We start from the raw sequence: 13,177 nt of genomic DNA on the forward strand, positions 1-13,177 counted from the left end.
TTTAATTAGAAATAATGGAAAAGAGAACAAACAAATACAAATTAAAACTGGAACTGTTAGCAACTGCTAAAGTTGATGATACCATCTATACTCCCATTGAATTAGAATTTGACAATCATGATAATATATTCACTATTGTCGAAAGGATGAAACAAAGAAATCTTTTTCAGACTGAAAACCAGGCAACTGAATTTGCCATTGGTTTAAAAATGTTTAGCGAAGTAATGTTAAAAAACAGAGAAAATCCGCTTTTTAGTGATTTCTCCCCTGCCTTTCGTGAATTTATGAAAAAGCTAAAGTCAACTCCAACACAAATCGAAGACGAAAAAAAATTAAAATTTAAAGCAAAATGAATGTACCAATTAGAAGAATTGTAACCGGTCATACTCCCGAAGGTACTGCCGTATTTACTTCCGACGAAAAATTTGAAACCGCAATTATCCCAACTGGCGATGCTGCGATGTCTACATTGTGGACAACAGCTACCGTTCCTGCAGATTGCAATGACGAAACTGATGGTGCCAAAAGAGATGCTGGTACAACTCTAAAAGGAGGTTCGGTGATTCGCATTGTAGATATGTTACCGGGAGCTTCTTCCCCACTTCACCGAACGGACAGTATAGATTATGGAATTATAATTAGCGGTGAAATCGAACTTGAATTAGAAAATAAAGTTTCGAAGAGAATTGGTGCCGGAGAAATTATAATTCAACGCGGTACAGTACACAAATGGAAAAATCCAAGTGAAACTGAAGTTTGCAGAATTGTTTTTGTACTCATTGAGGCAAAACCATACGAGATTAACGGAATGCCACTTCCTGAATATATGCAACATTAAAATTCATTACTATAAACCGCTGTGTGTAATTATTAAATCGTCAATCCGAATACTTTTTGTGTAGTGAAACGGAAAAAAAATGATTCATTGGAAATAAATTCAAATGACAAAAACGAAAGAAATTAATATAAAAACCCTGATTATAGTATTAGGCTGTTTGAATGGGTTAATGCCTTTTTCAACCGATTTATATTTGCCTGCATTTCCTGCAATGGCGCAAAATTTAGGCACAAATTTGGGAATGATTACCCTTTCTATGAGTACTTTTTTTGCAGGAGCTTGCGTGGGACAGTTTTTTAATGGGCCATTACTAGATCGTTTTGGACGTAAAAACCCAATGTTAATTGCATTAGCATTTTTTTTCTTGACTTCTTTAGGATGTGCTGTTGCCGGGAATATAATCCTTTTATGTGTATTTCGTTTTTTTCAAGCCATCAGTATCAGCGTATGTTCAGTAGGAAGTAGAGCGATGGTTCGAGATGTATTTCCTGTTGAAAAAATTGCTTCCATGTTTTCTACGCTTTCCCTAATTATGGGAATTGCCCCAATTATTGCCCCAACCTTAGGCGGTTTTATTCTGTTATTTTCTGATTGGAGGGGTATTTTTATTTTTTTGGCAGTAATGGCGCTACTATTATTAGTTGCACTGCATTTTTTTCTCCCTCATGTGAAAGAAGCTGACGCAAACTATTCTTTAAAACCAAAAGCGATATTAGCCAATTATAAAACCGTAATTCTGACCAAAGGATATATGGGCTACGCTATCATTACGGCCTTGGCATCAGCGGTATTGTTTAGTTGGATTTCAAGTTCTTCTTTATTATTTATTGGAATTTTAGGAAATAGTAAACAACAATTTGGATGGATATTCGCCAGTACTGCATCTTGCATGATAATTGGTAGTCAGTTTAATAGGATATTATTGCGAAGATTTAGTAGTTATGACATTGCATTATGCGCAGTAGGAATGCAATTGTTGGTTTGTTGTTATTTATTATATACCGCCATTTACTCCTTGACGGTAGTACATCTTCTGGTAGGAATGTGTTTTTTTATGTTGTTTTTATCGTTGATTTCGCCCAATACTATGGCGATTACCATTCGTCCTTTTACAGAAAATATAGGCAGTGCCAATGCAATTATGGGTGTGACACAAATGGCATTGAGCGCATTGGTAACAGCAATACTTAGCTATTTTCAAAATGGCAGCGCAGTTCCTATGGTCGTAACGATGATGGTCTTAAGTGGTATTAGCTTTATGATGCAATACATTTTAAAACAAAAAACCATATGAAAAACCTATTCGATTTAACAGGGAAAGTAGCTTTAATAACGGGTGCTTCAAGCGGTATGGGAAAAGCAATTGCTGAAATAATAGGCCTACATGGCGCTACAGTTATCATTTCCAGTAATGATGAAAAAGAATGTATTACAACTCAAACAGCGTTTCAAAATAAAGGAATCAAAGCATTTTCAATTCCTTGTGATGTTTCTAAAAAAGAGGAAATAGATGCGCTAGTTTTTAAAGGTAAAGAAAAAGCAGGTACCATAGACATTTTAGTAAATTGTGTTGGAATAGCTATTCCTGGTTCATTTTTGGATATCGACTCTGAAAATTTTGAAAAAACAATGCAAATCAATTTACAAAGCGCGATTTACTTAACTAAGAAAGTAATCCCAAACATGCAATCCCAAAAAGACGGCGCTATTATATATCTGGCCAGTTTATCCAGTGTGAGAGGCAATAAGAATTTGGGATTGTATGGTATTTCGAAAGCGGGTTTAGTTCAACTGGCACGCAATCTTGCGGTAGAATTTGGACCTGATAATATTCGGGTAAATGCTATTTCGCCTGGCGTTATTGACACTGAATTTGCTAAACCGTTGACAGAAAATCCCGAAGTCATGAAAAAAAGAATTTTGCTTACACCATTACGCAGAATTGGAAAAGTAGAAGAAGTAGCTGGAATGGCTCTTTTATTGGCATCTAAAGCAGGAGGATTTATCAGTGGACAAAATATAATCATCGATGGCGGAACAACTATTAGCGATGGAAATTAATTTTAAAAAAACATTTTAGAACATAAGAATATGAAAAGATTTGAAAACAAAGTATGTCTGGTAACTGGTGCTTCATCAGGAATAGGCAAAGCAACCGCTATTTCTTTTGCAAAAGAAGGAGCCAAAGTAGTCGTTTCGGATGTAAATGAACAAGCGGGATTACTGGTAGTACAAGAAATTACTGATTTAGGACTTGAAGCACTATTCGTAAAATGTGACATTTCCAAAAGAGAAGAAGTAGAAAACCTGATACAGCAAACCGTTGCTAGATTTGGACGATTGGATTGTGCGGTAAATTCAGCAGGAATTGCAGGAACACTTTCGTTACCAACCCATGAATATCCTGAAGAAGCTTGGTTGCAACAAATCAATATTAACTTAACAGGAACTTGGTATTGTGTAAAATACCAGTTGATTGAAATGCTAAAACAAGGGGGTGGAAATATTGTATGTATTGCATCGGCAGCCGGATTAGTGGGGCAACCCGATAACGTTCCGTATTCCGCATCAAAGCATGGCGTTATTGGTATTGTAAAAAGTGCCGCTATAGAAAATGCCACTAAAAACATTCGAATCAATGCTATTTGTCCCACAGCCATTGAAACGCCAATGATTATGGAAGGTCGAAGAAAATTGGCACACAATCCAGAAGCGTTGCAAATGGCAATAAACCTACAACGAATGAAGCGTATGGGACAACCTCAGGAAGTTGCTGATGTGGCTTTGTGGATGTGCTCTGAACAATCGACTTTTATTACAGGTCATGCAATGGCAGTAGATGGTGGTGCATTTGCCTAAAAAGAATACAAAAATAGCATAATAAGCATGTAAAAAAATAAAAATAATTGATTTTGAATAGCAATAGAATATTATTGATTCACTCATCATAATGAATCGTTTTACTTTTGTTATAAGAAATAATGTAAAAAAAACTATAAATAAAAATACAAATGGCAAAAAATCCACACTATTTTTCACAATTAGCCTATATTGAACTGTTGAGTACCAATCTAGACGAAACAGTACGATTTTATACCGATATCGTAGGAATGGATCAAACAGGTAAAGATGATAATTCAGTTTATCTTCGAGCTTGGGGAGATTATTTTTTTCACACTTTAAAAATCACACAATCCGATACAAAAGGATTAGGAGCAGTTGGTTGGAGAGCAGACAGTCAAGAAGCGCTTGATGAATGTGTTACTTACCTAGAAGGAATTAGCGCAGGTAAAGGATGGATTGATGCCGATTTAGGTCGTGGAAAAGCATTTAAATTTCAATCTCCAGATGGTCATAAACATGAAGTATTTTGGGATGTTAATTGGTTGAGAGAAACTGGAGAAAAAGCAAGTATTTATGCAGACAGATATTCAAGCAATAGAAGAATAGGTGCCAATGTACGCCGAATAGACCACTTTACTTATCTAGTCGCTAAACATCAATATGCTAAAGAAAAAGAATTCTGGACAGCATTAGGTCTTAAAAATCCTGATGAAGTACGATTAGAAGACCATATCCCTCCTATTGGTGGGCTTTGGACTACAGCAAATTTATCGCATGATATTGCTATATTTTCAGATCCTAATCTAGAACCAGGACAAGGAATTGCAAATCACATTTGTTATAATTTAGACAGCCGTGAGGAAGTGCTTTTGGCTTTAGATTATTTTACTGAAAAAGGATACAAAAGTGTTTGGGGAGCTCCCACTCGCCACAAAGCAGACGAGGGTTTTTTCTTTTACATAATGGAGCCACATACTGGTATTTTATTGGAAGTATACGCTTGCGCCCGATTAATTTTTGCTCCGGACCACGGACCAGACATACATTATTTAAGAGACAATCCAAATGATGCTTGGGGAAATACCAACCCATTTGAAGAAATGGCCAAAGGAAAAATAGGCGGATTGGAAACAAAACCTATTGATATTTAATCATTCCTGAAAAAACTAACATTACTATATTCATAAAATAATTCAAAATTATAAAAATAAAAACCTATGTGGCACTATTTTCCTAATCAATATATGCCTTCTTACCAAGTAAACCGTGCGTTAACTCAAGCACATTACGGTGGAGGCGAATTTGCTGAAATTTTAGAAGCAGCAAGCGAAATTACACCTGGCGATAATGAAAGTTTTCATAATGCTTGGGCAAAAATTGGAAATACTATTTTTGAAGAAGGCGAAAATGCATCAAACAACAACAACCCAGCAACGGCAAGAAGAGCGTATTTAAGAGCTTTTAATTACTTGAGAACTTGTGAGTTTTTTTTAAAACCAAAAGACGAAAGAAAATTACCTGCTTATCTAAAGGCAATAGAAGCTTTTCATAAAGCAATCGCTTTGTTTGATCACAAACCCAAACAAGTAGAGATTCCATTTGAAGGTTCTTTTATGCCAGGGTATTTATTTGCTCCTGAAGGCAAAAAAGATGCGCCAGTAATGATTATGTTTGGTGGTTTGGATAGTTTGGCTGAGGAATTGTATTTTGGTCCAAGCCAAATATTAAATGAAAGAGGTATTGCGTTATTAGTTTTAGACGGACCTGGACAAGGGGCAACTTTAAGAGTAAATCACGTACATACGCGTCATGATTATAATGTACCCGCAACAGTAGCTTTTGATTGGGTTTTGGAAAACCTAAAAGAGGATGTTGATACTTCACGTATTGGTATCATGGCAGTTTCTATGGGAGGCTATATGGCGGCACGTTCAGCAGCATTTGAATCTCGTTTCAAAATTTGCTGTATTTGGGGTGCGGTTTGGTCGTATTATGAGATTTGGAAAAATCGCCCTACCAATCACCCTTTAGCAGAAATTGTAATGCACATTGTTGGAGCAGATAACATGCCTGACACATTAGAATTACTGAAAGAATTTACTTTAGATGGTGTAGCTGACAAAATTTCTATGCCAACTTATATTTTGCATGGAGAAGATGACAGACAGAATTTTGTAGAAAATGCATATAAATTAAGAGATGCGTTAACTTGTGAAAAAATAGTTGAAATTATCCCTAAAGAAAGTAGTGGTTCTGCACATTGTCAGATCGATAATTTTACAAAAACATATAATATGTTTGATTGGGTGGCTAGAGAAATGAAAAAATAATAGTCGTATTTTAGAATCCATTCAAAATAAAAAAATTAGCGATATGAAAAAAGTACTCATAGTTGGTGGTGGTATCGGCGGACAATCTGCAGCTATTGCTTTAAAACAAATAGGAATAGAGGTGGAAATTGTTGAAATTCTGCCGCAGTATGATGTGTACGGTGTTGGTATTATCCAACAAGCCAATGCATTAAGAGCATTGGATTCATTGGGTGTAGCTGACGAGGCACTAAAAAGAGGTTGCCCCTATGCAAAAGTTAAAATGTGTTCATCAACAGGACACCAATTTGCTGAAACAGGAACACCTCCTATTGGGCGTTTCCCATCCCACAATGGTATATCCAGAAGAATTCTTCATGAAGTATTAAATGAAAGATGTGAAACAGTTGGTGTACAATTTAGGATGGGACTTACTGTTGATCAAATTACAGATAAAGAAAACGGCGTAGATGTTCGTTTTTCTGATGGAACAACAGGAAGTTATGATATGCTTATTGGTGCCGATGGTATCAATTCGAAAGTCAGAAAATTAATTTTTGGTGATTACTTTCCAAAATACGTTGGATTATCTGTTTGGCGTTATGCTTTTAAAAGACCCAAAGATTTAGAAACAGGTTATATGTATTTTGGAAAAAACAGTAAAGTTGGACTCATTCCAATGACTAAAGAAACGATGTACATGTTTGTCGTTTCTGCAGAAGGAGCCGATAATCCATTCATTCCTGAAGATGAAATGATTCCGAAACTAAAATCCTATTTAGAAGAATATCCTATCCCAATGGTACAAGATATAATTGATCAAATAACGGATCCAAAACTGGTAAATTATAGACCATTAGAAACCCTACACTTACCCGAACCATGGTACAAAGGCAATGTCTTAATAATTGGTGATGGTGCACATGCAACGATTCCGCAACTTGGTTCAGGAGCAGCTTTGGCTATTGAAGATGCAGTAGTACTTGCCGAAGAAGTGGCTAAACAAGACGGTACGGAAGCTATTTTTTCACGCTTCATGAATCGCAGATTAGAAAGATGCAAACTGGTCGTAGAAGCTTCCGAAAAACTAGGTGAATGGGAACTATTAGAATATGAAGGTAAATCGCTACCTGAAGGTGCAAATATTGGTGCTGTGATGGGAAAAACACTAATGGCACTTACACAACCTATTTAAAAAAATAAGATGAAACTGATAACATTCGAAAATAAAGCAGGTGAAAGCCGCATTGGTTGGTTACAAGAAGATACAGTTGTCGATATGAATCTTGCCGATTCAAAATTACCAACGGACATGCTTACTTTTATAGATAATCACGAAGCAAATTTCAAAATCATTAATGAACTTGGTGCTGTAAAACCACACTATACTTTAGAGGAAGTAAAACTTTTAGCCCCTTTGCCAAACCCAAGAAGTTTTAGAGACTATATTGGTTTTGAACAACACATGCTTAATGCATCCAAATCTTTCGGTCATACGGTTGGAGCCGCTTGGTATGAGATTCCTATTTTTTATTTCACAAACCATCAAGCTATTTATGGACCTGAAGATAACATTCTTCGCCCTGATAATGAAACTAAGCTCGACATCGAATTAGAAATGGCTGTCGTAATTGGTAAAAAAGGAAAAGACATTAAAGCTGAAAATGCTGATGATTATATTTTTGGTTACACTGTTTTTAATGACTGGACAGCCCGTGCCATTCAAAAACATGAAATGACTGTTCCACTTGGCCCACATAAAGGAAAGGATTTCGCTAATGCTATTGGTCCTTGCATCGTTACCAAAGATGAGTTTGAAAAATACCGTTGCAGCATTTCAAGAGAATCGCATCCAGAACATTTGGCTATGCCAAAAAGCACAACCGATCGTTTCGATATAAAAATGACTTCAAGAATTAACGGAGAAACAATATGTGAAGGGAACTATAAAACCGTTCATTGGACTTTTCCACAAATGATGGAACGCGCTTCAGAAAACAATGTAAACCTTATGCCAGGAGATATCTTAGGATCCGGTACTATAGGTTGGGGAAGTTTGATAGAAAATAACTTTTCAGTTCACCGCCCTTTGGAACCTGGAGATGTTGTTGAACTAGAAATAGAAGGAATCGGGATTTTAAAAAACACAGTGGTTTAAGCTGTTCCAATAAATATTTTCAATTTAGTTAGAAAATGCCTAAAGCACTTGTTGTTTTAGGTATTTTTTTTGCTTTAAAATCATGTAATTTTATTTTATTCCATTAGATAATTAATATACATTTGACCGTATCATAATGTATAACAATCTGGAATAATCAATATATTTGTACCAAGTCGAAAAAATAATTTATAAGAATTAGTTTACTTGGTTATTTTACTTTTGTGAAGTATTAGTAATTAGCTTTAATAAAAACTAGAAATATCTTACGTTAAATATTACAGCCCAACTATTTTTTGAGCAAAATTGTCACAAATGATTAAAAAAATATTCAGTTACCTTATTCCAATAAAAATTTATCAATCAAAATCTTCATTGAGCAAATCGATTGAAGTGACTTGGGCAAATGGGGAGTTAGTTTTAGATTCTGAAAATGCAAATTATTCATATGGAAGTCTGCAACGTATTTTAAGAATTGGTCTAAAAAACATTGGCTTTGAAAAAATAGCGGCTATGGAACATATTCTTGTTTTGGGAGTGGCCGGAGGCAGTGTTGTAAAAACGTTGGTTGATGAAATTAAATTTAAAGGAAAAATAACCGGAGTAGAAATTGATTCCGATATAATTAATGTGGCTAATAAATATTTTGCCTTAAATAAAATACCCCAACTTGATATTGTTATTGAAGATGCCTTTGAATTTGTTTTGAAAACCAAAAACAAATACGATTTGATTATAATTGATATCTTCCAAGATACTACAATGCCCAATTTTTTATTTGAAACCTTTTTTATCAACCGTATCTGCTTTCTTTTAAAAAGTCGAGGTTTCATTCTTTTCAATACGATGATTTTGAATGAAACCCAAAATATAAGAAATCAAAAATATGTTTCTGAATTTTATGAAAATCAATTCAAAATAAGAACTATTCCCAGAATAGAAATACATAATGAATTAATCGTAATTGAAAAATTAGAATAAAAACTATTCCTATTCATAACTTCAAAAAACACAACAGCAAATTTGCAGATTTAATTAACAATCTGTGAATCTGCGGTTTTTTTAATTTATTCAAGCATCTTTCTCGCCTTTTCTAAATCTTCCGGAGTATCAATTCCGATTCCTACATGAGTAGTTTCTACCATTTTGATGCGTTTTCCAAACTCTAAATAGCGTAATTGCTCCAGTTTTTCGGACGCTTCCAATGATTTCATCGGTAAACTATAAAAATCCAATAAAGCTTGTTTTCTAAAGGCATAAATCCCGATGTGTTGCATATACCGAACACCCACGTTTTTCTCTCTTGGATATGGAATTACCGAACGCGAAAAGTACAACGCAAATCCGTTTTGATCCACAACGACTTTTACATTATTCGGATTATTGATATCGTCATCATTAGTTATTTCACGTATCAAGGAAGCCAAATCTACTTTTTTATCCAAATCATTTCTGAAAACTTCAATTACTTTTGCCAAAGGTTCCGCATCAATAAAAGGTTCGTCTCCTTGAACATTAATCACAATGTCAACGTCCAGATTTTCGACTGCTTCTGCAATTCGATCACTCCCCGATTCGTGTTCCTTGATGCTTCGAATGGCTTTTCCACCATGAGAAACAATTTCATCATAAATTAAATCCGAATCCGTTACCACAAAAACATCATCAAATAATTTAGTGTTTATGGCTGCTTCATAAGTTCTTAAAATGACCGTTTTACCTCTTAAATCCTGCATCAGCTTTGCGGGAAATCGTGTCGAAGCGTAACGGGCGGGAATGACTGCTATTATTTTCATTTATATATGGAATTGCTAAAGTGCTAAGTTAGTATGTTTTTAGGATTTACAAAATTGTTCTTAATTCTCAACCTGAATTTACTTTGTGATATTCCAAAAACTAATTTTTCGTCTGATTGTAAAACCTAATTTCTCGTACAATTGTATTGCTCCTTTATTATCTTCAATCACATGTAAAAAAGGAGTTTTATTTTGCTTGAAAATTTCATTTACAGTATGGGCAACTAATTGTTTGGCATATCCTTTTCCGGTATGATTGGGATGTGTGACTACTGCACTGACTTCGATAAAGTCATTCATTTGCATGCGTTCACCAGTCACGGCAACAAGTTCATCGTTTTTGAAAATACCGTAATAATTGCCTAATAAAGCAGTTTTTCTTTTAAAAAAACCCGGTTGCACCAAGTTTACCAACTCATATAAAGCATCAATATGTTCTTCAGTAAGTTTTATGATTTGGTCTTTTATTAAAATATCGATTGGATTGTAAACAATCATTTGAAGGGAAACTAATTCTTTATTTAATTTTAATAGATTTGAAAGTTCCGGCTTTTCTCCAACAATAAAAAAACTATCAACCATTTTCGAATATTCATCGATAGACTTTGCAATGGCATTGCCTTTTTCAAAACCACCAAACGGACAATAATCCGGATGATAAAACTTTACATTGCCGCGATCTACCGCAAAACTTTGATATGTTTCTGATACCGAAAACCAAACTGGATTATCTAATTTTTTATCGTCTTGTGTTTTCAAAATGAGTAGTATTGAAGGGTTTATTTTGGGGTTATTAATATTTTAAAAAAGAAAAAGAGCTATTTTAAAAAACACTTCTTTAGTATCTATCCTACATAATCTTGACCGAAGTCATACTCAAAGAACCCGCCAATAACTTATCATTAAACAAACTCAGTTCTTCCGTTTTTCCTTTTAAACCCAAAGTATATATTAAGGGTAAATAATGTTCAGGGGTAGGAATCGCTAATTGAAACGCTTTGCTTTGTTTTTCAAAATCAATCAATGGTTGGAAATTCCCGTCCAGCAAATAATTGTTTACGGTTTCCCTTGCTTCAATAGCCCAATCGTAACCGTAATTGTCTTTGTCGAAATTATGATAATCAACTAATCTCAAATTATGAACAATATTGCCGCTGCCTACAATCAAGATTCCTTTGGTACGCAACGCACTTAGTTTTTGAGCCAGTTCAAAATGATATTGCCCAGATTTGGTGTAATCAATACTCAACTGAATCACGGGAACATTCGCTTCGGGATATAAATGTTTGATGACACTCCAGGCTCCGTGATCTAAACCCCAATGTTCGTCCAGCTCTACTTCTACCGGTGTCAATAATTGTTTGGTTTCTATCGCTAATTCCGGACTTCCTTTTGCAGGATATTGCACGTCAAATAACGCTTGCGGAAAACCGCCAAAGTCGTGAATCGTTCTTGGCATTTCCATTGCGGTAACTTTTGTTCCTTTGGTAAACCAATGCGCCGAAATACACAAAATGGCATTCGGTTGTGGTAAAGTTTTAGCCAAGTTTCGAAAACCAGTTACAAACTGATTTTCTTCAATCGCGTTCATCGGGCTGCCGTGTCCTAAAAACAAAACAGGCATTTTTTCGGTATTCGAAAAAGAACCTGAAATTTTATGTAAGTCGTTTAGTGTATTCATTTCATTTTTTTTAAAAAATTATTCCACAAAATTCTCATCCTTAAAACCTATCAAATATAATTTATTTTTTGCTCTGGTCATTGCAGTATACAACCACCGAATGTAATCTCTATTGATGCCGTCCGGCAAATACGGTTGTTCTATAAAAACAGTATTCCATTGTCCACCTTGCGATTTATGACACGTAATTGCATAAGAAAATTTCACTTGCAAACCATTGAAATATTCGTTGGCTTTTACTTTTTGGAATTTTTGGAATTTGGTTTCGCCTTCATAATCTTTCAACACTTCCTGATACAATCGGTTGGATTCTTCATAGGTTAAAGATGGAGATTCGCTTTTTATGGTGTCCATTAACAATACCGTTTCAAACGGAATCTGATTAGGGTAATCAATCATTCGGATTTTTACTTTGGCAAACTTAAAACCATACAATTCTTTGATATTGAAAATTTCTAATATTTCGATAATATCACCATTAGCAATAAAACCCGCTTCATCAGAATCCTTCAACCAAAAATAATTGTTTTTCACCACCATCAGGAAATCGCCGGTTGATAGTTCGCTTTCTTTATCCAGGATCTTGGTTCTGATTTGCTCATTATATTGATTCGCCCTTTTATTGGAACGAACAATAAAAGCGGTATCTTCTATACTATAATTACTGTAGGCAGAATTGATGGCATCCTGAATATCGTACCCATCGGTCAACCGAACAATATCTTTAAATTTCTTGACATCAAATTTGAATTCATCAATAAAGGAATCTTTCAATAATTCCCGAAGTTCAGTTGCGTTATGCAAAATCCCGGAACTTTCTTCCTGACGCATGACTTCGTCTAATTCGATATGTTCTACTTCCTTATCATAATTCATTCCCAAAGTGCGAATATCCAAAGCCGGACTGATATCCAAATTCACAGGAGGTAACTGAGCGGTATCACCCAACAATATCATTTTACAATTAGTTCCTGAATATACATACGAAATCAAATCATCAAGCAAAGAGCCGTTTTCATATAACTTAGAATCCGAATTGGTATCCGAAATCATCGAAGCTTCATCGACTATAAATATGGTATTCTTGTGTTTATTTTGTTGCAACGTAAATGAAACGCCACCACCGGAAGACTTCTTTGGAAAGTAGATTTTTTTATGAATCGTAAAAGCCGGTTTATTCGAATAATTGGCAATTACTTTTGCCGCGCGACCTGTTGGTGCCAACAATACATATTTTTTATTGATGTCCAATAAACTATTTACAATCGTAGAAATAACGGTTGTTTTTCCAGTTCCGGCATATCCTTTTAATACGAAAATGGTCTTATTATCTGCTTCAGTTAAAAAAATAGCAATTTTTTGAAAAAAAATATCTTGTTTATAAGTGGGCTGAAAAGGAAATTTTCTCTGTAAAAGACTGTAAAACAAGGAGGAATTCATGTGAAGTTGATTGCTATAAATGAACATCAAATATAAGTATGAAAATCGAGGCAATTGCATAAATTGGTATTAGAATCGTAAAAAAATTGTAAGTTTGTGACCGCGTTTAAT

The 13,177-nt window shown here is 34.9% G+C and carries 14 protein-coding genes; 10 read left to right on the plus strand and 4 right to left on the minus strand.

Annotated elements, in window-relative coordinates; translation table 11 throughout:
- Positions 1-14 precede the first annotated feature (14 nt).
- The 10 genes from ACM55H_RS12035 to ACM55H_RS12080 all read left to right on the plus strand — a co-directional run bounded on the left by ACM55H_RS12035 (position 15) and on the right by ACM55H_RS12080 (position 9,130).
- Positions 15-353 carry a DUF3861 domain-containing protein gene (locus ACM55H_RS12035; RefSeq protein ID WP_416836716.1) on the plus strand — a complete coding sequence of 113 codons (339 nt, stop codon included), beginning with the start codon at positions 15-17 and terminating at the stop codon, positions 351-353.
- Entirely contained in the window at positions 350-838 is a 489-nt protein-coding gene (locus tag ACM55H_RS12040; protein WP_416836717.1) for a cupin domain-containing protein, read from the plus strand. Before ACM55H_RS12035 ends, ACM55H_RS12040 begins: the two co-directional genes overlap by 4 nt.
- A gap of 103 nt (positions 839-941) precedes the next feature.
- A complete protein-coding gene (locus ACM55H_RS12045) occupies positions 942-2,132 on the plus strand; it encodes a multidrug effflux MFS transporter (protein WP_416836718.1) in 1,191 nt (396 codons plus the stop codon).
- The gene (locus ACM55H_RS12050) at positions 2,129-2,899 is read left to right on the plus strand and encodes an SDR family NAD(P)-dependent oxidoreductase (protein ID WP_416836719.1); all 771 of its coding nucleotides are present in this window, start codon (positions 2,129-2,131) and stop codon (positions 2,897-2,899) included. Before ACM55H_RS12045 ends, ACM55H_RS12050 begins: the two co-directional genes overlap by 4 nt.
- 30 nt (positions 2,900-2,929) lie before the next feature.
- On the plus strand, positions 2,930-3,697 hold the full coding sequence (locus ACM55H_RS12055) for an SDR family oxidoreductase (RefSeq protein WP_416836720.1): 768 nt from the start codon (positions 2,930-2,932) through the stop codon (positions 3,695-3,697).
- 152 nt (positions 3,698-3,849) lie between these two features.
- Complete coding sequence (locus ACM55H_RS12060) at positions 3,850-4,833, plus strand: VOC family protein (RefSeq protein ID WP_416836721.1); 984 nt, start codon at positions 3,850-3,852, stop codon at positions 4,831-4,833.
- A 66-nt stretch (positions 4,834-4,899) separates the two neighbouring features.
- Positions 4,900-6,012, plus strand: coding sequence for an alpha/beta hydrolase family protein (locus tag ACM55H_RS12065; RefSeq protein ID WP_416836722.1), 1,113 nt, complete (start codon positions 4,900-4,902; stop codon positions 6,010-6,012).
- 43 nt (positions 6,013-6,055) lie between these two features.
- Entirely contained in the window at positions 6,056-7,186 is a 1,131-nt protein-coding gene (locus ACM55H_RS12070) for an FAD-dependent oxidoreductase (RefSeq protein ID WP_416836723.1), read from the plus strand.
- A gap of 9 nt (positions 7,187-7,195) precedes the next feature.
- Positions 7,196-8,149 (plus strand): fumarylacetoacetate hydrolase family protein, encoded by a 954-nt coding sequence (locus tag ACM55H_RS12075; protein ID WP_416836724.1) that lies wholly within the window; start codon positions 7,196-7,198, stop codon positions 8,147-8,149.
- 315 nt (positions 8,150-8,464) lie between these two features.
- Positions 8,465-9,130: a spermidine synthase gene (locus ACM55H_RS12080; RefSeq protein ID WP_416836725.1), complete on the plus strand. Its 666-nt coding sequence runs from the start codon at positions 8,465-8,467 to the stop codon at positions 9,128-9,130.
- Positions 9,131-9,216: 86 nt separating this feature from the next.
- Here ACM55H_RS12080 and kdsB read toward each other — a convergent pair whose 3' ends face one another.
- The 4 genes from kdsB to ACM55H_RS12100 all read right to left on the minus strand — a co-directional run bounded on the left by kdsB (position 9,217) and on the right by ACM55H_RS12100 (position 13,066).
- Positions 9,217-9,945: a 3-deoxy-manno-octulosonate cytidylyltransferase gene (gene kdsB / locus ACM55H_RS12085; RefSeq protein ID WP_416836726.1), complete on the minus strand. Its 729-nt coding sequence runs from the start codon at positions 9,943-9,945 to the stop codon at positions 9,217-9,219.
- Positions 9,946-10,023: 78 nt separating this feature from the next.
- Positions 10,024-10,704 (minus strand): GNAT family N-acetyltransferase, encoded by a 681-nt coding sequence (locus ACM55H_RS12090; RefSeq protein WP_416836727.1) that lies wholly within the window; start codon positions 10,702-10,704, stop codon positions 10,024-10,026.
- A 91-nt stretch (positions 10,705-10,795) separates the two neighbouring features.
- Positions 10,796-11,626, minus strand: a complete 831-nt coding sequence (ygiD, locus tag ACM55H_RS12095; RefSeq protein WP_416836728.1) for a 4,5-DOPA-extradiol-dioxygenase — start codon at positions 11,624-11,626, stop codon at positions 10,796-10,798.
- An 18-nt stretch (positions 11,627-11,644) separates the two neighbouring features.
- Positions 11,645-13,066: an ATP-dependent DNA helicase gene (locus tag ACM55H_RS12100; protein WP_416836747.1), complete on the minus strand. Its 1,422-nt coding sequence runs from the start codon at positions 13,064-13,066 to the stop codon at positions 11,645-11,647.
- Positions 13,067-13,177 lie beyond the last annotated feature (111 nt).

Origin of the sequence: Flavobacterium cryoconiti, assembly GCF_048158645.1 — a bacterium.
GTDB lineage: Bacteria > Bacteroidota > Bacteroidia > Flavobacteriales > Flavobacteriaceae > Flavobacterium > Flavobacterium cryoconiti.

What these genes read in the sequence shown, in the direction of transcription:
- ACM55H_RS12035 (WP_416836716.1), top strand. Translation starts at nt 15, where the DNA reads ATGGAAAAGAGAACAAACAAATACAAATTAAAACTGGAACTGTTAGCA.
- ACM55H_RS12040 (WP_416836717.1), top strand. Translation starts at nt 350, where the DNA reads ATGAATGTACCAATTAGAAGAATTGTAACCGGTCATACTCCCGAAGGT.
- ACM55H_RS12045 (WP_416836718.1), top strand. Translation starts at nt 942, where the DNA reads ATGACAAAAACGAAAGAAATTAATATAAAAACCCTGATTATAGTATTA.
- ACM55H_RS12050 (WP_416836719.1), top strand. Translation starts at nt 2,129, where the DNA reads ATGAAAAACCTATTCGATTTAACAGGGAAAGTAGCTTTAATAACGGGT.
- ACM55H_RS12055 (WP_416836720.1), top strand. Translation starts at nt 2,930, where the DNA reads ATGAAAAGATTTGAAAACAAAGTATGTCTGGTAACTGGTGCTTCATCA.
- ACM55H_RS12060 (WP_416836721.1), top strand. Translation starts at nt 3,850, where the DNA reads ATGGCAAAAAATCCACACTATTTTTCACAATTAGCCTATATTGAACTG.
- ACM55H_RS12065 (WP_416836722.1), top strand. Translation starts at nt 4,900, where the DNA reads ATGTGGCACTATTTTCCTAATCAATATATGCCTTCTTACCAAGTAAAC.
- ACM55H_RS12070 (WP_416836723.1), top strand. Translation starts at nt 6,056, where the DNA reads ATGAAAAAAGTACTCATAGTTGGTGGTGGTATCGGCGGACAATCTGCA.
- ACM55H_RS12075 (WP_416836724.1), top strand. Translation starts at nt 7,196, where the DNA reads ATGAAACTGATAACATTCGAAAATAAAGCAGGTGAAAGCCGCATTGGT.
- ACM55H_RS12080 (WP_416836725.1), top strand. Translation starts at nt 8,465, where the DNA reads ATGATTAAAAAAATATTCAGTTACCTTATTCCAATAAAAATTTATCAA.
- kdsB (WP_416836726.1), bottom strand. Translation starts at nt 9,945, where the DNA reads ATGAAAATAATAGCAGTCATTCCCGCCCGTTACGCTTCGACACGATTT.
- ygiD (WP_416836728.1), bottom strand. Translation starts at nt 11,626, where the DNA reads ATGAATACACTAAACGACTTACATAAAATTTCAGGTTCTTTTTCGAAT.
- ACM55H_RS12100 (WP_416836747.1), bottom strand. Translation starts at nt 13,066, where the DNA reads ATGAATTCCTCCTTGTTTTACAGTCTTTTACAGAGAAAATTTCCTTTT.